Raw genomic sequence first — 17,642 nt, forward strand, 5'->3', positions numbered from 1 at the left:
CATGCGCTCTATTCCTGCGGCTCTGGCAATGCTGGATCGTTTCCCAATACTGATTCACGCCTACATGCTCATTGGCTCTTTGGCGATTGCTTGCCTCATCCCGCTCTACAGCTCTTATGTTGTCACAGAGCTAGGCGAGCCAGCATGGAAACTCGCGGTCTACATCGTTGGTTCAACCGCCATCACTTTGTTTTCAAACCGCTATTTCGGCGCACGTATTGATGCCGGAGCACGGCTGAAGCCTATCTTGATATTCTGCTCCACGCTTTACATGCTCAACATGGGCCTTCAATCGACGGTACCAGCCTACTGGATGTTGCTGATGGGTGTGCCGCTCATGGGTGTCTCAGGTGGCGTGCTCTCCACCATGTTCTCTTTTGGCCGCCTGTTCGCAGAGCAAACCAATCGGGAACCCGCTAAGTTCAACTCACATTTACGCATTGCCATGTCATTAGGCTGGATGGTCGGCACTCCGCTGGCCTTCACGCTCTACGGCATATTCGGCGTCAGCTCCATTTTCCCGACAGCAGGCGTTATCAGCGTCTTGTGGCTGGCAATGGGCATCTGGATCGTCCCCAAGAGCTTCACCACCCACCATCCGATCAAAACCAGCGAGAATGGTAGGATTGAGCCAGTTCCGTTCGCCCTCATCCTCGCCTGCCTGCCCATATTCGCACTCACCTCGGCCAACGTCATCTTTGTATCCGCAGGTCCCGTCTTCTTCATCGAGGAAATGGGCTTCCCAACGGCAACACCGGGCCTCGCCTTCTCAGTGAAGTGTTTCGTCGAGGTTTTAGCCATCTTTTTTGTCGTTAAGCCTGCTCAAAAGCTGGGCCAGAAAAACGCTATGCTGTTCTCCGCTCTGCTTGGAACGCTCTTCTTCCTTCTGATTGTACGGGTAACCGATCCATCTCAAATCTACCTGCTCTGCGCTCTGGAAGGTCTCTACTATGGCATCAACGTCGGGCTTGGCCTCACATTCATCCAGGCATACGCACCGCATCGACCGGGGGTCGCGACGGCGTCTTACACAAATGCCATTTTCGCAGGCGCCTTGGTTGGCAACATGATGACCGGTACAGTGGCAAGCATCACCACATTCGGAAACACCATCCAGTTTTCCGCTCTGCTCACACTGCTCTCCGCCGCAATTTTGCTGATTGTCCGGGCACCGAAACCTGAAACCAGCCTCCAAACCTCCTGAACTAAGCAACTCAAAATGACCCAAATTCTGGAAATCGAAATCTCAACCGACAAAGACAAACTTCAGCGCGATAAGCTCTACCAGTTCCTCTCTAAAGACGCTTACTGGAGCAAGGGCCTGCCGCGTGACGTCTTTGACAGATCCGTAGAAAACTCATTGTGCTTCGGCCTCTATCTGGCAAACGGAGAACAAGTTGCCTACGCCCGCGTCATCACAGACAAAGCCACCTTTGCTTATCTGTGTGATGTCTTTGTAATCCCCGCGCACCGGGGCAAAGGCCTCTCCAAACAGCTCATGAAAGCAATCGATACCCACCCCGAGCTGCAAAGCCTCCGCCGCATCCTTCTGGCCACAGCAGACGCCCACGACCTCTACAAACAATTCGGCTTCACCCCACTTGGCGCCCCCGACCGCATGATGGAACGACACAACAAGACGGCCTATCAGAAAGTTTAGGAGAGCAGACGACAACGCACTCCTCCAACAATTTGTTCATATGATATTCGCAGGGCGCTAACCAACAAACCTAGCGTCTTGCGTATTTAAGAGATCACTCAACCGCCAAGAAATAAACTGCGCAAGAAAGCACCCTCCCTCAATAAAGCGAAGTGTGTTCACATTGAAGCAGAGGCGAACCAATGATCACGTTCAGCACCGATATCTCCAAAATTGAAAAGGAACGTGTCTACCGGTTCCTCTCTGAGGTATCCGGGCGCTTGGAAGGACTACCACCACAAGCACTCGAAACTGTTCTGAACAATTCCATCTGTTTTGGCGCTTACTTGCCCAGTGGAGAACAGGTCGCCTTTGCTCGCGTGATCACAGATAAACTCACGTTTGCCTATTTGTGCGACCTATTCGTTTTTGAAGAACATCGCGGCAAAGGACTATCCAAGCAACTGCTGGAGGAAGTTCTTTCACATCCAGACGTCAAAGAGGTCCAAAGTATCGGCCTTGCAACGCCCGATGCTCACGACCTGTACAGCCAATACGGCTTTATCCGAGTGGATCCTTCAGAACGGCTCATGGTGCGCTTCAACAAACGCAAACCCTCAACGTAATAACCCGTGGTTGCAGCGTCTCATTAGGCCTTCAGCAACCAAAAACCTCATTTCAAACAGTGGTTGAGCTGAGGCTTTAACCGCACGTCTATAAGGAGAAGGGCAACTCTACTCTGGAGGTCGGGAATGACGCTCAATAAAACCAAGAAATCCCTTGCCCGCCAAATCCTGTGCACCACTGTCGGCGTAAGCATCGCATGGTCTGTGTCGCTCACCGCGACCACGGCAGAGACCATCACTAAACCGGCGACACGCTTCACCGGAGATCTTTACGAAAACATCCTGAAGCAGCTGCATTTTTCCGATGAGCAAGACTTCAAGGATGCGCAGGCAGGTTACCTCGCTCCGCTCCCGGATGGCGGTGTGGTTAAAAATGCCAAGGGAGATATCGTCTACGACCTCTCCAAGTTTGATTTCATCATGCAAGGCTCCATTGCCCCGGAGACCGTCAACCCTAGCCTCTGGCGCCAATCCCAACTCATTCTGCTGAGCGGCTTCTTTCAGGTCTCCGAACGTATCTTCCAGGTGCGCGCGGCGGACCTTTCCAACATCACCTTCATTGAGGGCGACGAAGGCATCATCATTGTCGACCCGTTGATCTCAGAGGAAACCGCCCGCTATGCACTGGAGCTTTATTACGCCCAGCGCGGCAAAAAGCCGGTCAAAGCCATCATCTATACTCATAGCCATGTGGACCACTTCGGCGGTGTGCGCGGTGTGGTGGATGAAGCTGATGTCGCCAGCGGTAAGGTCAAAATCTATGCCCCTGAAGGCTTCATGGAGCATGCCGTCTCAGAAAACGTAATGGCTGGCAACGCCATGAGCAGACGCGCCTCTTACATGTACGGCAACCTGCTGCCGCACTCTCCGGAGGGACAGGTCGGCGCGGGCCTCGGCCCAACAACATCAAGCGGCACAGTCACACTCATTCCGCCAACTGATATCATCAAGGACAACGGCGAAACCCATAAGATCGACGGCCTGACCTTCGACTTCTGGATGGCACAGGATTCAGAGGCTCCTTCAGAGTTCTTCTTCTATATTCAAGAGTTCAAAGCCCTCTGCACCGCAGAAGATGCCACTCACACAATGCACAACACATACTCATTGCGCGGTGCGAAACTCAGGGATCCACTGGGTTGGTCCAAATACATCAACGAGGCCATCTACAAATACGGCAAGGACGTTGAAACCCTTTTTGCCCCGCACCACTGGCATCTGTCTGGCAATGACGTCATCCTGAAACACCTGCGCAACCAGCGTGACCTTTATCGCTACATCAACGATCAGCCGCTGCGCCTCGCCAACCATGGCTTCCGCATGACTGAGATTGCAGAAATGCTGGAAGTGCCGGAAACATTGCAAAACGACTGGAGCACCCGCGGATATTACGGCTCATTCAACCACAACGTAAAATCCACTTACGTTCGGTATCTGGGCTGGTTCAATGGCAACCCCGCCACACTGCACAAATACCCAGAGCGCCTCTCCGGCCCCAAATACGTCGAGTTCATGGGCGGCCCGGTGATCCTTCTGCAAAAAGCGCAGGAATCCTTTGACAATGGTGACTATCGTTGGGTGGCAGAAGTGCTCAACCATCTGGTCTTTGCACAGCCAGATAACAAGGATGCAGCACAGTTGCAGGCGGATGCTTTAGAGCAACTCGGCTATCAGGCAGAATCCGGTCCATGGCGCAACTTCTACCTCTCCGGCGCTAAAGAGCTACGCTCTGGCATTCAGGAATTACCTGCCGTTGATACGGCCAGCCCAGACATCATCCGCTCCATGGATGTAGATTTGCTCTTTGATTACGCAGCCATGCGTTTGAACAACACAAAGGCGGGCGACCAGCAAATCAAGCTGAACTGGGTCTTCCCTGATACGGACCAAAAATATGCAATGGAACTGCAAAACGCAGCCCTCAGCCATATTGAAGGTTATCAGCTGGATGATGCAGATGCGACGGTGACATTGGACCGAAGCACACTCGACAACATTATGCTGGGCATGGAAACGTTTGATGAGGCCATCAAATCCGGCATGATCACAGTGGATGGCGAAGCCTCTAAGCTGACTGATCTGCTCGCAATGCTGGACAGCTTTGATTTCTGGTTCAACATCGTACGCCCCGTTCCACTGGACAAGGCCAACCAGAGTACGCCAAGCAAATAGCATGCTTGCACCAATACCTAAAAGAGCCGGCGCAAAACCGGCTCTTTTTGCATTTAATTGTTGCTCTGAGTTCTCAGGCGCCATTCAAGCTGACGCAATGCACTCTCTGCTTCGGGATACCCCTGCTCAGCAGCCATCTTGTAGAAATCACGAGCCTTTACAAGATTACGGCCCAGACATCGCCCGCTTTCATGACAATACCCAAGCAGATAGAACGCTTCTGGCACCCCTTTGGACGCAGCAAGCAGAAACATCCGCGCAGCTTCACCGGGGTTAGGCTCTTCATTGAAGCCCTGCAAATAAACTTTACCCAGCAGCACGTCCCCTACAGGCTCCCCTCGTTCAGAGGCCTGCTGAAACAACTTCTTCGCCAAGTCGACATCCTGCCGCACACCGCGCCCGTTCAGATACAGCAGCCCCGCATTGGTCAGGGCAAACGGAAAACGAGCTGATGAAGCCGTATAGAACTCCAACGCCAACTCATAGGACTGCGGCACCCCCCGCCCATTTTCATAAAGCACACCCAGATCATTCAGGGCCTGCGCATTGCCTTGCTTGGCTGCAGTCTTGTAAAGCCGGATCGCCTTTTGCAGGTTTGGTTCTGTCCCCTGCCCCAGCAGATAAAACCGCCCCAGTGCAAACTGCGATCGCGCCAACCCACGCCGTGCAGCACGCTCGTAATGAAAGAAGGCCAGCTCAAGATCTCGCTTGACCCCGACACCGTCTTCATAAAGCGTGCCAAGATAATGGTTGCCCAGCAAATGTCCCTCACCAGCTGCAACACGGTAATGCCGAATTGCAGCAGCAAGGTCCGCCTCGCCGCCATCCCCATTCTCCAGCAGCTCACCAAGTGGCACATGCGCATCTATAGAGCCCAGGGAAATAGCTTTGCGATAAAGCACACGAGAACGCGAGGTATCCCGCTCAACGCCAACGCCATCACGATACAGGCCAGCAAGGTTTTCAATGCCCTGCATCAACCCCGCCATGGCAGCGCCTTTCACCCAATAAAAGGCCAGCTTCGGATTCCGCGCCACACCAATGCCATGCAGATAAAGAAGGCCAAGGTTGTTCTGCGCCCAGGCATCGCCCCAATCTGCAGCAATCTGATAAAGCTCGCGGGCTTTCTCCGCATCAGGCGCACCATGCTTGCCCTGCCGATAGATTTCACCCAGATTGTTATAGGCCGCCGCAAGCCCCATCTCGCCGGCTTTTTCATAAAGCTCCATAGCCGCGGGCAAATCACGCGGCACGCCATGCCCCATTTCATGCGCCACAGCCAGCCCGAAAACAGCCTCTGCATTGCCAGCGAGCGCCTCTGCATTCAAAGAGGAGATCAGCGCACTCTTGGACATTTCCGCGCGTGTGGAACGATGGATCTTCCCTGCCCGGTTATGAAGAAGCGTCAGCCCGCCAACACCCTTGGTCAGCAGCAGTTCCTTCTCACTCCCACTTGCCTGCCAACTCACAGCATAGGCAGGCAGGCCATAGGCAACCGCGAGCAAGCAAAGGAGTGACAATAAAATGCGCATGAGTACCTTCTCAACTGTGAATGTCACGGGTCAGAAAGAGCGCCATGCGAATGGGCAAACAGGCCATGTTTGCCCGGAAAGCTCTTGTCAGCCTACGAACCTCATGCAAATAGTTAATCTCTAATCTTTTCGGGTTGGATATCCTTCAAATCACATTGGTCACTTGAAACCATTTCCTCTTTTGGGCCACTATTGGCTGGTTGTTTCAACTAGACCGAAAAGAAGACTGGCAAATCTTTGGCCTCGACTTTCTCGGGCTTAAGCACAAAAGGTGCTGGTTGAATTTGGAGAATTAACAAGAATGCATTGCCAGATGCGGCTTGCCGCAAAAAGCCAAGCCATTGCCCTTACAGATATTATGCACGCTGCCAAAGGCCACTGGGGGTATGACCCGCAGGACATGCAGCAGTTTTGCGAGCACTGGAAGATCACCCCGGAAATGATCGAGGCAGATCCGATCCTTGTCATCACCGAGAAGGAAAAGCCGCTCGGCTTTGCACGGATCACTAAGGAAAGCACTGAGACCGCAGTATTGGATTGTCTGTTTGTGTTGCCCGAGGCACACGGCAAAGGCTATGGGGCCTGGTTGCTGGAAGGCGCTGAAGAAGCCGCCAAACGCATGCAATGCACCACAATGCGCCTTGAGTCAGATGCAAACGCAGCCCCTTTTTATCAGCGCCACGGCTATCACAGCACAAGCAACAGACCCAGTGCCTTCAAAGATGCCGGCCCGATTGAGCACATGCAAAAAGATCTCACCCCACAAATCCACGAGATCGCTGATATTAACCTGAACCTCAGCGCCTCAGATACTTGGGATTTCGCCACCAATAATCATGAGGCAATCAAGGAAAACTGGCAAACATTGATTTCCGATAACCCGGATCTCTGGGATGGTAAGGTTCTATCATTGTACCAATACTCCTTAAGCCAGAAACAGTTTTCTGGTGATTTGGTTGAAATCAACTATTCCGAGTTCCTCGCATGGCGCGACTGGGGCTTCCCTGACAGAGGCGCTAAAAACCTGTTTGGCTGCGCAGTCCTCCGCTCTAGTCAGGGTCATCTCGTTTTTGGCAAAATGGCAGGCAACACGGCAACCGCAGGTCAGGTCTACCCACCCGGCGGCAATCTTGACCTCAACGATATCACTCCTACCGGCGAGGTGGATATCTTTGGGTCCATCGCTCGCGAGTTGGAAGAAGAAACAGGCTTCACGCTGGATCAGGGTGAGCTGGGGGACGTCTTCGCAGTGGAAGACGGACCACGCCTCGCAATCGCGCGTATTTTAACATTGCAACTCACCTCAGACGAAATCCTTTCAAAAATTGCACATTTCAACGCAAACCAGGAAAAACCTGAGTTGGAAGAAGCAGTTATCGTGAAATCCCTTGCCGACCTGAAGGAATACAGCGTCCCCCCATATGCCTTGGCGCTCACCGCACATCTGTTAAATTAACGAGCTATATTCATTTGCAGACTTGTATTTAGCGCCAAAACAATCTTGAGTGGCGCTCAAGCAAACATTTTTCGCAAGTTGCGCTTGTGACGCAAGACCACAAGCGCAGCGCCCAACTGAGATAATTGGACTTCAAAAATGGCCAGACCTTATGCCCTGCTAGACGTTTTCACTGATAAGGCGCTGGCAGGTAATCCGCTTGCAGTTGTATTGGATGCAAAGGGATTGTCAGACGCTCAGATGCAGCAGATCGCCTGTGAGTTTAACCTCTCCGAAACTGTCTTCGTTCTGCCACCAGACAATATCGCTCACAACGCTTCGATCCGCATCTTCACTCCGTCCATGGAACTGCCATTTGCAGGCCATCCAACCGTAGGCACTGCCGTGTTGATGGCCGAAAACCGCTTCGGCGCACCGGATAACGATATGGATGCACTGGTGCTGCTAGAGGAAAAAGTCGGACTGGTACGCTGTGCAGTCGCCTTGCAAAAAGACAAGGCCACCTCTGCCGAGTTTGATGTTCCAAGACTGCCAAAGCCAGCCCAGAAGCTCGGCGAAAAAGATGTGATTGCTGCAGCACTGTCTCTGGAACCAAATGAAATCACATTCGAAAACCACAAGCCGAAAGCCTGGGAAGCAGGTTTGCCATTTGCATTTGTTCCAGTTGCAGATATGGACGCGATCAACCGTATCCAGCCAGTTCATAAATACTGGGAAGAGGCATTCGGCACCATCGACCACAACAATGCCTTTGCGTACTGCCGCCAGACCATCCACGTAGACAGCGCATTCCACGCGCGCATGGTCTATCTGGAAAACGGCTTGCCACGCGAAGATGCTGCAACAGGGTCAGCAGTCGCCGCCTTTGCCGGGTCCATCGCAGAATTCGACCAGCCACTGGACGGCACACACAAGTACCTCATTGAGCAAGGCTTCAAGATGGGCCGCCCCTCCTCCATCTCACTGGAAATGGAAATGCGGTCTGGCGCCATTCACGCTCACCGCATAGGTGGGCAGGCAGTTATCCTCGCCCGAGGCGAACTGCTCCTTTGATCGATAACACTGGAGGAGAGCTCTCCGCCTCCTCCGCATCTCCCGCATATTGGGACTGCTCTGTGAGCCAATTGAGATTATCTCAGCGTGAGCTGCATATACTTTTGAGTAATCAGAGCCCTGTCTTTGAGTAAAATTCTTGCGTTTAACCCTCATATCCGCTAGGAAAATTACAGATTAGGCAAAAACGAGACTTACTCGGTAACGCTACAAGAAGATTTGGCTTGTAATTTCAAACAGGTATCTGACACGTAAGTAGTTGGAAAACTTTGATTCCAAGCCATAGCGACGAAAAGGCAGCTGACAGATAATGATCGCGAACCGCGACAATCTGAATGAAAACAGCACCATGCGCCCGCATGGCGGCCTCTTCCTACGCGCGCTCCTTCTACTTAGATGCCCCTAGGCGTCGGCGGCCCCGTATCTGGGCGGGCACTTAGGGGATCACTCTTAAATATCTGAGAATGAAGAAAAATCCCCAGGCGCTATTCAGGACACATAAGCTGTCGGGGCAAAGTTGAAGGCATCACCAATGACCGCATCCGCTAAAGACCAAGTAGTTATTTTCGACACCACCCTGCGCGACGGAGAACAATCTCCCGGCGCTTCCATGACCTTGGAAGAAAAGCTGCAAGTCGCAGAATTACTTGACACAATGGGCGTCAACATCATTGAAGCAGGCTTTCCAATTGCTTCTCAGGGTGACTTCGAAGCGGTCAGTGAAATCGCCAAACGCTCTAAAAACTCCGTAATCGCAGGCCTGGCCCGTGCAATCCCAGCGGATATTGACCGCGCTGGTGAAGCAATTAAGCAGGCAAATCAAGGCCGTATCCATACATTCGTCTCCACTTCTCCAATCCATCTGCAATTCCAGATGAACAAAACAGAAGAGCAGGTTCTGGAGATCATAACCAAAACGGTAACACAGGCCCGCAACTTGATCGACGACATCGAGTGGTCCGCAATGGACGCCACCCGAACTTCCATCGAGTACCTGAGCCGCTGTGTTGACGCCGCCATCAACGCCGGTGCAACAACCATCAACCTGCCAGATACCGTTGGCTACGCGACACCTGCTGAGTATCAAGCCATGTTCGAGCAGGTCATCGCGAATGTTCCGAACTCAGATAAGGCAATATTCTCAGCACATTGTCACAACGACTTGGGCTTGGCCGCTGCAAATTCTCTGGCTGGTGTCGCAGGCGGCGCACGTCAGATCGAGTGTACCATCAACGGCCTGGGCGAGCGCGCTGGCAACGCCGCGCTGGAAGAAATCGTCATGGCCCTGCGCACACGTAGCGACGTGCTGCCATATGAATGCACCATCGATCCAGCCTATCTGACCCGCGCCTCTAAGCTGGTCTCTGCAGTCTCTTCCTTCCCTGTCCAGTACAACAAAGCAATCGTCGGCAAAAACGCATTTGCCCACGAAAGTGGCATTCACCAGGACGGCATGCTGAAGCACGCAGAAACCTACGAAATCATGCGTCCGGAAGATGTTGGAGTTCGTGCAACCTCTTTGGTCATGGGCAAACACTCTGGCCGCCATGCGTTCAAAGACAAGCTGTCTGAGCTGGGTTATGAGTTGGGCGACAACGCTTTGCAGGAAGCTTTCCGTCGCTTTAAGGACTTGGCAGATCGCAAGAAAAACGTTTACGACGAAGACATTGAAGCCCTGGTCGAAGACCAGATCACAATCGAAAGCGAGAACGTCAAGGTTATCGCTCTGACAGTGATCGCTGGTACTGGTGGACCTCAGAAAGCCATCTTGACCATGGACGTCAACGGCAAGCACGAAACCCGTGAAGCCACAGGCGACGGCCCGGTTGATGCTACCTTCAACGCAATCAAGGCAATTTGGCCGCATGACGCAAACATGTCCCTCTATCAGGTACATGCAGTGACAGAAGGCACCGATGCTCAGGCTGAAGTTTCCGTTCGTCTGGAAGACAACGGCAAAATCGCAACCGGCAAAGGCGCAGACACAGACACTCTGGTCGCTTCTGCCCGCGCCTATGTCTCTGCACTGAACAAGCTGACAATCCGTCGTCAGCGTCAGGTCAACGTCGAAGACGCGATCACCGTTTAAGTCATTCAATTTTCATGGAAAGAGCGCGGGTCGAAAGCCCGCGCTTTTTTGCATCTGCTCAGGCTGGAACAGCAAGCTTCTGACAGCTTGGGCTTAGCACCTGATAAAATTCGCAGGGTAATCCGTCAACCAGACGCGTCTCACGAAACTCAAAGCCTGCGCGCTTCATGACTTTCTTGGAAGCATGATTTTCTGGATGGGCAAAGGCCAAAAGGTGCGAGTAATAGGTGTTCTCAAAGAACCATTCCACCAGCGCCTGCGCAATCTCACTACCGAAGCGTTTGTTCCAGAAGTGCTCTAACAAAGTGTAGTCCATCTCGACTTCGGCAGTTTTCTCGTAAAGAGAGAAACCTGCACGACCAACAAACTCACCATCATGCGTCGACAGATGCCATTGACTGAAACCCATCAGCTCCTGAGTCTCAATAAAGCTTGCCAGCCGTTTTTTCACAATCGAAACATCCCAGGCCACATTGGTGGGCTGTAAGTAACGATTGACCTCTGGATTACTATGAAGACTTACAAGATCTGCCAGATCATCAGAGGTAAAGGGTCGTGCCCGCAGCCGTTTCGTTTCCAGAATTGGGAGTGTCACGCTTGCTTCCTCCATTATAATCACACGCCAACCAGCCAGAAAAACTAGCCACGTAAGACCAACAGCCTCAGGTCACATCTGGAGAGTTATCCCTCAGATTACAACCGCCTTAATGCATGCAATATGCTTTTAAATACCATCAAAATTCAAAGGCGAATGCTTGATGGCACTTCATTATGTCTAAAAAGCGTCAGAAGTCCTGCTTCATGCAATCCTTTGAAATTCAGTAGGATTTTCTCGAAGAAAGTATGCAGACAACATTTAATAAGGCGAAATTACGATCTTTAGATACCACAGATTTGCCAGATAACGCCAATTATGCGAGCCGCACAATGACTTAAGGTAAACCTAGTCTTATACAACTCATCACAATCACTTAAAATTAGTACTGGTCGGTGGAGTATTCTCACACCGACCAGAGCTCTAAGGAGCCTCAGCTCCGCCGCAAATTAAATTTCTCGGAAGATAGTATGGCTTGTTTGGCGGCCTCTGCCAAACGTGCGCCTCTCTTTAAAGAAACCATAGAAAGATGTCACTCAGAAATTCATCAGTAAAACTATCTATCTGCCAATTTTAACAAGGTTTTTCGCCAATCAATAAAAGCCAGCATTAAGATCGATGAGAAAATGCAGTCTTCACAGTTTCAACAAAAGCTTCAATTTCGCTTGTTTTGAGCGGGTCGATATTTTGCCAGGTCGAAAGTTGTCCCCTGAAGAACGTGGATTGTCGCTTCGCATAGCGACGCGTCTCAGTCTTAGCTTTCTCAACTGCCCAGTCCATGCTGGTGAGTCCCTGAGCGGCTTCTGCAAGCTGCTTTACGCCAATCGCCTTCATCACCTGCAAGTTTGGATCAAGACCCTTGGCCCAAAGCGCGCACGCTTCCTCAACCGCTCCCTGCTCCACCATCAAATCAAATCGGCGATGGATCCGGTCGTGCAGCACCTTGCGATCTGGCGATAACACCACTCTCACGGATTCATCTGTGCTCAGTAAAGGAGTACTGCGCTCATTCTGCCAGACTGATAGAGACTTACCTGTCCCCTCAATAACCTCCAGAGCGCGTACAATGCGCTGCGTGTCTGATGGATGCAAACGGTCAGCCATAATCTGATCGCGCTCTCCCAGAGCGTTATGAAGCGCCCCTGCTGCTGCATTCTGTGAGAACACTCTCCAATGCTGCCGCACATCCTCAGGGATATCGGGCATCAAGGACAGTCCTTCCAGCGCAGACCTGAAGTAAAGACCAGTCCCCCCGACAACAACCAGCGGGCGACCCGCCTGCCGCGCGTCAGACAACAGTTCTTCAAACTCCGTCAGCCAGTTCATCACACTGTAAGGCTGGTCACTGGGCACATGGCCAAACAGGTGATGCGGTGCCTGCGATTCTTCTTCCACGCTTGGGCGCGCGCTCAAAATGTGTAGATCAGAATAGATTTGCATGGAATCTGCATTAACAACCCACGCATTCAGCTCTTTTGCCAGCTGAATGGAAAGAGCTGTCTTGCCGCTGGCTGTTGGTCCGGCTATCAACACCGCAACAGGCCTTTTTCCAGTGCCATTCACTTGCACAGTCCGAGAGCTGCTTATGTCGTTTGTTGTCACGCTCATTTCCAATCCAGCCAAACCCGCTGTCACTGAGGATCTCGTTGAGAAGGTCAGTGCCCTTCTGCCTACAACGCCTCAGGTTAAGGTTCTCAACCCACACATCGCAGTGGACCTGACAATTGAGGGCCACGCAGAACCTGAAGAACTCGAAAGTTCTATTCGCACAAACCTTGCAGATGCACCAGTTGATGTTTTCATTCAACCCCAGAATGGCCGCAGAAAGAAACTCCTGATCGCAGATATGGATTCCACCATGATCCAACAGGAGTGCATTGATGAACTTGCAGCTGAGCTGGGATTGAAAGAGAAAATCTCCGAGATCACCGAGAGCGCTATGCGTGGCGAAATTGAGTTTGAGCCAGCTCTGCGCCAGCGTGTTGCCCTGCTTAAGGGCCTGGGCACCGAAGTCATAGGCAAGACCATCGAAAACCGCATCACACTCACACCTGGTGGACGAGAACTCGTGCAAACCATGAAAGCCAACGGCGGATATGCTGCACTGGTGTCTGGCGGCTTCACTTCGTTCACGCAGAAGATAGCCGAGATCATCGGTTTCGATGAAAACAAGGCCAACATCCTTCTGGAAGCAGAAGCCAAGCTTTCTGGTGAGGTTGCTGAACCGATCCTTGGCAAACAAGCGAAACTAGACCGCCTCACCGAGCTAACAGAGGAAAAAAGCATCGCACTGGAAGACGTCATCGCAGTGGGCGATGGCGCCAATGACCTTGCCATGATCTGCGCTGCTGGTCTGGGCGTTGCTTTCCACGCAAAGCCGAAAGTGGCAGCAGAAGCTCGCGCTAAGATCAACTACGGCGACCTGACAGCCCTACTCTACATTCAAGGCTACAGCCACGACGAATTTGCAAAGAACTAAGTTTCTTTGCCTTCAAATAAAAAAGCCGCTCCCAATCTGGAAGCGGCTTTTTTCATGTCTGGTTTAAACAGACTAGTCCTCGATGCGGACCGCCACAAACCGCAGTTCCCCCGATCCATTGGAGAGCAGCAGTAAGGCAGAGCGACGTTTGTCTGCCTTGAGAGCTTCAACCATAGCAACCACATCTTTCGGCGCGGCAACAGGCTCCTGAGCCACCTCAACGATCACGTCACCAGCGCGAACACGTTTATCTTCAGCAGAACTGCCTTCAGCAACGCGGGTAATCACAACGCCTTCGATTTCATCTGACAGGGCAAAACGTTCACGCAGAGGCTCATCGATTTTAGCCAGAGACAATCCAAGCACAACGGTTTCATCCGCTTTGCTCTTTGGACTTTCTTGCTCTTCCTCAACCTTCTCAATTTCAGCCACTTCATCAAGACGTCCGAGAGTAACCTCAAGCTCGACTTCTTCACCACGGCGCAAAACCATAAGCGGAACAGTACTGCCAATCGTTGTGGTCGCAACCATACGCGGTAGATCACGCATTTCAGGAACGCTCCGGCCATCAAAGCTCAGCACAACATCACCAGGCATTATGTCAGCTTCCTGCGCTGGTCCACCTTCAGTCACGCCAGCAATCAAAGCGCCACGCGCACTATCCATACCGAGGCTCTCAGCAATCTCTTCAGTGACGTGCTGAATACGCACACCAAGCCAACCGCGACGGGTTTCGCCAAACTCACGCAGCTGCGCAATCACACGGGTAGCAGTCTCTGCAGGAATGGCAAAGCCGATGCCGATAGACCCACCGGAAGGTGAGAAGATAACAGTGTTGATCCCGACAACTTCACCATCCATGTTGAACAGCGGACCACCCGAGTTTCCCCGGTTGATGGCAGCATCGGTCTGAATAAAGTTATCATAAGGACCAGAATTGATATCGCGGTTTCGTGCAGAAACGATACCTGCTGTGACTGTACCGCCAAGACCAAACGGGTTACCGATCGCCATCACCCAGTCACCAACACGCAGCACTTCGGAGCTACCAAACTTCACAGAGTCCAAGGTCGACTGAGGCTCAACCTTCAAAACAGCAAGGTCCGTCTTCTCATCAGATCCGAGCAGCTGTGCTGACAGTTTAGTACCATCATTGAAGTTAACGGTGATCTCATCCGCACCTTCGATCACATGGTTGTTGGTAACAATGATGCCCTTTTCACCGTCAATGACAAAACCGGAACCAAGCGATTGAACACGCTGCGGGCTTTCACCTTCAGGTTCTTGCCCGTTGAAAAATTCTTCGAAAAATTCCTGAAAAGGAGATCCCTCAGGAACATCTGGCAGTTGGAGAGACCGTTTGGCTTTCACCCGTTGCGCAGTCGAAATGTTGACCACAGCATCACCAAGCTCTTCAGCAAGGTCTGCCAGAGATTCTGGGCCGCTTGCGCGAGCACTGTCGAAGCTGCCGGTCACAGCCGCAACTCCAAGTACACTCGCAAAAACAATTGCCTTGATTGATCGTCCAAGCTCAAGGCGAGGGAAAACACCGGCCATAAGCCATCTCCTCAGATTATCAGGTGAACACAAACACTTCACCAGAACGCATACTGAAAACAAATATGCCCGCGCTTGGTTAATAAAGCGCGGGCAAAACTAACATTTATTTCTTAACTGCGTCAGGCTGATTTCTCGCAGTTGTATCATTGGCAAATCTGCGTCTAGCCACTAAGCGAACGCACCAACCATACAATCAACACGCCCAATCCCATCGCAGCAACACCACCAAGACGGAGAGACTGATCAGGAATTTCCTGAGCTTTCCGCATGAATTCCTTCAAATGGCCTGGGGCTAGAGCATAAACAACTCCCTCAACAACGAGGACAAGTCCCAGAGCCACAATAAAATCATTCATTACTGAGGTGCACCAACCGCCGGAGCACTCCGCGTTCCACTTGGATCGTTGAAGTAGCGGAAGAAGTCAGAGTCAGGAGACAGCACCAGAGACGTATCACCACCTTCCAGAGCATTGGTATATGCCTGCATGGAACGATAGAACTCGAAGAAGCTTGGGTCTTTGCCATAAGCTTCTGCGAAGATCTGGTTGGCAGCCGCATCACCATCACCGCGGATGATATCAGCATCACGCTGTGCTTCAGCAACAAGAACGGTTGCATCACGATCAGCACGAGACTTAATACGGCGAGACTGCTCTTCACCCTGTGCGCGGATTTCAGTCGCTTCACGCTGACGTTCTGTCTGCATGCGGCGGAAAATTGCCTGAGAGTTTGCCTCTGGCAGATCTGCACGACGGATCTTCACGTCAATCACATCAATACCGATCGCAGCAGCGCTTTTGTCCACGTCCTGACGGATCTTTTCCATCAGATCGGAACGATCATCACGCACCACTTGTACGAAGGTTGCTTTTGCCAGTTCAGAACGCAGTGAAGACTGCAGGAACGTCGCAAGACGGCGTGCACCTTCATTTACGTTGTTCACAGACTGGTAGAAGCGCACTGGGTTGGTGATACGGTAACGAGCAAACGCATCAACAGTCAGACGTTTTTTGTCAGCAACAATTGCTTCCAGAGGAGGCATGTTGAGATCAAGGATACGCTTATCAAGAACGATAACGTTCTGCCAAGGCAACTTGAATTTCAAACCCGGCTCAGTTTCCTGCGCTTTCACCTCACCAAACTGCAGAACAAGCGCCTGTTCAGTTGGAGTAATGATGTAAGCCGACCAGTAAAGAACCAGAGCGATAGCAGCTATAACAATGCCAAGAAGACCGCTTTTCATTAGTTGTTTCCTCCAGCACGTTTGTTCAGCTGGTCAAGCGGCAGATAAGGCACAACACCATTTTGCTGACCATTTCCGTCGATGATGATTTTCGGATTTTTGCTCAAGACATTTTCCATGGTCTCAAGATAGAGGCGCTGGCGAATAACGTCAGGAGACTTCGCGTATTCCTCATAAATCTTGCTGAAGCGCTGTGCCTGACCATTTGCATTCGCAATGGTCTTGTCACGATACGCCTGTGCAGCTTCAGAAACGCGAGCCGCATTACCACGAGCTTCAGGGACGATCTTGTTTGCGTAGGCTTGTGCTTCGTTCTGAATACGCTCTTGGTCAGCACGAGCTGCCTGAACATCACGGAACGCTTCAATAACCTGCGCAGGTGGATCAACCTTCTGCATCTGAACCTGAGTTACCTCGATACCAGCTTTGTAGTTATCGAGTGTTTCCTGCATCAGTTTTTGCACTGCAATCTGAATCGGAGCACGGTTTTCAGTCAGAATTGAATCAATGCGGGAGCTACCAACAACTTCACGCATCGCGCTTTCAGCGACTGCTTTCACAGTGCCTTCTGGGTTCTGAATATTAAACAGGTATTCCTGAACGCCGGTAGGAGTGTTCTGAATACGCCACTGAACCTTGAAGTCTACGTCAACGATGTTTTCATCGCCGGTCAACATCAGGCTCTCTTCAGGCACATCACGCTGATTGATAGAGCTGCCACGAACAAACTCTTCCATACCAACAGTCAATTCGCGAACACGCAGCACTTCTGGAGTGCGCACTTCGCCAACCGGATATGGCCAGTTGTAGTTCAAACCTGGCTCAGTTTGTCCAACGACCTTACCGAACACAAGTTCCACACCAACTTCACTTGGTTCAACGCGGTAGATACCGGTAGCAAGCCAGATAACAACGGCAACGAGAATAGCGAACAAAATGCCTTTAAAACCAAGGCCGCCGCCGTCACCAGGTAGAACGGATTTCAGCTGATCCTGACCGCGTTTGAGGATTTCCTCAAAATCAGGTGGATTACCGCCACCACCGTTTCCGCCGCCACGCTGTGGACCACCGCCGCCGCCCCAAGGGCCACCACCGCCCTTGTTGCCGCCGGAGTTCCCCCAAGGGCCGCCGTTATTGCCGCCACCTCCGCTTTGATTGCTCCAAGGCATAGAGAGATCCCTTTACTAGGTATGCTGCC

At 51.8% G+C, this 17,642-nt stretch carries 15 protein-coding genes; 8 read left to right on the forward strand and 7 right to left on the reverse strand.

Annotated features, from left to right (window positions below; translation table 11 throughout):
- Position 1: 1 nt before the first annotated feature.
- From BM231_RS06745 to BM231_RS06760, 4 genes are all read left to right on the forward strand, one after another.
- Positions 2–1,204 (forward strand): MFS transporter, encoded by a 1,203-nt coding sequence (locus tag BM231_RS06745; protein ID WP_093517911.1) that lies wholly within the window; start codon positions 2–4, stop codon positions 1,202–1,204.
- A 15-nt stretch (positions 1,205–1,219) separates the two neighbouring features.
- Complete coding sequence (locus tag BM231_RS06750; RefSeq protein WP_093517913.1) at positions 1,220–1,660, forward strand: GNAT family N-acetyltransferase; 441 nt, start codon at positions 1,220–1,222, stop codon at positions 1,658–1,660.
- A gap of 182 nt (positions 1,661–1,842) precedes the next feature.
- Positions 1,843–2,265 (forward strand): GNAT family N-acetyltransferase, encoded by a 423-nt coding sequence (locus tag BM231_RS06755; RefSeq protein WP_093517921.1) that lies wholly within the window; start codon positions 1,843–1,845, stop codon positions 2,263–2,265.
- Positions 2,266–2,391: 126 nt separating this feature from the next.
- Positions 2,392–4,437, forward strand: a complete 2,046-nt coding sequence (locus BM231_RS06760) for an alkyl/aryl-sulfatase (protein WP_093517923.1) — start codon at positions 2,392–2,394, stop codon at positions 4,435–4,437.
- Positions 4,438–4,490: 53 nt separating this feature from the next.
- Here the strand turns inward: BM231_RS06760 and BM231_RS06765 are convergent, their stop codons facing one another.
- A complete protein-coding gene (locus tag BM231_RS06765; protein WP_093517925.1) occupies positions 4,491–5,969 on the reverse strand; it encodes a tetratricopeptide repeat protein in 1,479 nt (492 codons plus the stop codon).
- A 301-nt stretch (positions 5,970–6,270) separates the two neighbouring features.
- Between BM231_RS06765 and BM231_RS06770 the strand changes: the two genes are divergently transcribed.
- From BM231_RS06770 to BM231_RS06780, 3 genes are all read left to right on the forward strand, one after another.
- Positions 6,271–7,425 carry a GNAT family N-acetyltransferase gene (locus tag BM231_RS06770; protein WP_208860155.1) on the forward strand — a complete coding sequence of 385 codons (1,155 nt, stop codon included), beginning with the start codon at positions 6,271–6,273 and terminating at the stop codon, positions 7,423–7,425.
- A 138-nt stretch (positions 7,426–7,563) separates the two neighbouring features.
- On the forward strand, positions 7,564–8,478 hold the full coding sequence (locus BM231_RS06775; protein ID WP_093517928.1) for a PhzF family phenazine biosynthesis protein: 915 nt from the start codon (positions 7,564–7,566) through the stop codon (positions 8,476–8,478).
- A 532-nt stretch (positions 8,479–9,010) separates the two neighbouring features.
- On the forward strand, positions 9,011–10,567 hold the full coding sequence (locus BM231_RS06780; RefSeq protein WP_093517930.1) for a 2-isopropylmalate synthase: 1,557 nt from the start codon (positions 9,011–9,013) through the stop codon (positions 10,565–10,567).
- A 58-nt stretch (positions 10,568–10,625) separates the two neighbouring features.
- Here the strand turns inward: BM231_RS06780 and BM231_RS06785 are convergent, their stop codons facing one another.
- Together BM231_RS06785 and miaA are read right to left on the reverse strand one after the other, a co-directional pair.
- The gene (locus tag BM231_RS06785; protein WP_208860156.1) at positions 10,626–11,162 is read right to left on the reverse strand and encodes a GNAT family N-acetyltransferase; all 537 of its coding nucleotides are present in this window, start codon (positions 11,160–11,162) and stop codon (positions 10,626–10,628) included.
- Positions 11,163–11,771: 609 nt separating this feature from the next.
- Positions 11,772–12,770 (reverse strand): tRNA (adenosine(37)-N6)-dimethylallyltransferase MiaA, encoded by a 999-nt coding sequence (gene miaA, locus BM231_RS06790; protein ID WP_167550276.1) that lies wholly within the window; start codon positions 12,768–12,770, stop codon positions 11,772–11,774.
- Between miaA and serB the strand changes: the two genes are divergently transcribed.
- Positions 12,748–13,641 (forward strand): phosphoserine phosphatase SerB, encoded by an 894-nt coding sequence (gene serB, locus BM231_RS06795; RefSeq protein ID WP_093517936.1) that lies wholly within the window; start codon positions 12,748–12,750, stop codon positions 13,639–13,641. The genes miaA and serB overlap by 23 nt on opposite strands.
- Before the next feature lie 72 nt (positions 13,642–13,713).
- Here serB and BM231_RS06800 read toward each other — a convergent pair whose 3' ends face one another.
- From BM231_RS06800 to hflK, 4 genes are all read right to left on the reverse strand, one after another.
- Complete coding sequence (locus BM231_RS06800) at positions 13,714–15,198, reverse strand: Do family serine endopeptidase (RefSeq protein ID WP_093517938.1); 1,485 nt, start codon at positions 15,196–15,198, stop codon at positions 13,714–13,716.
- Positions 15,199–15,362: 164 nt separating this feature from the next.
- Complete coding sequence (locus BM231_RS06805) at positions 15,363–15,557, reverse strand: DUF2065 domain-containing protein (protein ID WP_057465757.1); 195 nt, start codon at positions 15,555–15,557, stop codon at positions 15,363–15,365.
- A complete protein-coding gene (gene hflC / locus BM231_RS06810; RefSeq protein ID WP_063307985.1) occupies positions 15,557–16,444 on the reverse strand; it encodes a protease modulator HflC in 888 nt (295 codons plus the stop codon). Before hflC ends, BM231_RS06805 begins: the two co-directional genes overlap by 1 nt.
- Positions 16,444–17,613 (reverse strand): FtsH protease activity modulator HflK, encoded by a 1,170-nt coding sequence (hflK, locus tag BM231_RS06815; protein WP_093517940.1) that lies wholly within the window; start codon positions 17,611–17,613, stop codon positions 16,444–16,446. The genes hflC and hflK overlap by 1 nt, the downstream gene beginning before the upstream one ends.
- Between the last annotated feature and the right edge of the window lie 29 nt (positions 17,614–17,642).

This window comes from Pseudovibrio ascidiaceicola (assembly GCF_900114245.1).
In the GTDB taxonomy this organism is placed as follows: Bacteria; Pseudomonadota; Alphaproteobacteria; order Rhizobiales; family Stappiaceae; genus Pseudovibrio; species Pseudovibrio ascidiaceicola.

Bases quoted from the DNA above. Each gene is read 5' to 3' on its own strand.
- BM231_RS06750 (WP_093517913.1), top strand. From the start codon at position 1,220: ATGACCCAAATTCTGGAAATCGAAATCTCAACCGACAAAGACAAACTT.
- BM231_RS06780 (WP_093517930.1), top strand. From the start codon at position 9,011: ATGACCGCATCCGCTAAAGACCAAGTAGTTATTTTCGACACCACCCTG.
- BM231_RS06765 (WP_093517925.1), bottom strand. From the start codon at position 5,969: ATGCGCATTTTATTGTCACTCCTTTGCTTGCTCGCGGTTGCCTATGGC.
- hflK (WP_093517940.1), bottom strand. From the start codon at position 17,613: ATGCCTTGGAGCAATCAAAGCGGAGGTGGCGGCAATAACGGCGGCCCT.
- BM231_RS06775 (WP_093517928.1), top strand. From the start codon at position 7,564: ATGGCCAGACCTTATGCCCTGCTAGACGTTTTCACTGATAAGGCGCTG.
- BM231_RS06770 (WP_208860155.1), top strand. From the start codon at position 6,271: ATGCATTGCCAGATGCGGCTTGCCGCAAAAAGCCAAGCCATTGCCCTT.
- BM231_RS06745 (WP_093517911.1), top strand. From the start codon at position 2: ATGCGCTCTATTCCTGCGGCTCTGGCAATGCTGGATCGTTTCCCAATA.
- BM231_RS06760 (WP_093517923.1), top strand. From the start codon at position 2,392: ATGACGCTCAATAAAACCAAGAAATCCCTTGCCCGCCAAATCCTGTGC.
- BM231_RS06805 (WP_057465757.1), bottom strand. From the start codon at position 15,557: ATGAATGATTTTATTGTGGCTCTGGGACTTGTCCTCGTTGTTGAGGGA.
- miaA (WP_167550276.1), bottom strand. From the start codon at position 12,770: ATGAGCGTGACAACAAACGACATAAGCAGCTCTCGGACTGTGCAAGTG.
- BM231_RS06800 (WP_093517938.1), bottom strand. From the start codon at position 15,198: ATGGCCGGTGTTTTCCCTCGCCTTGAGCTTGGACGATCAATCAAGGCA.
- serB (WP_093517936.1), top strand. From the start codon at position 12,748: ATGTCGTTTGTTGTCACGCTCATTTCCAATCCAGCCAAACCCGCTGTC.
- BM231_RS06755 (WP_093517921.1), top strand. From the start codon at position 1,843: ATGATCACGTTCAGCACCGATATCTCCAAAATTGAAAAGGAACGTGTC.
- hflC (WP_063307985.1), bottom strand. From the start codon at position 16,444: ATGAAAAGCGGTCTTCTTGGCATTGTTATAGCTGCTATCGCTCTGGTT.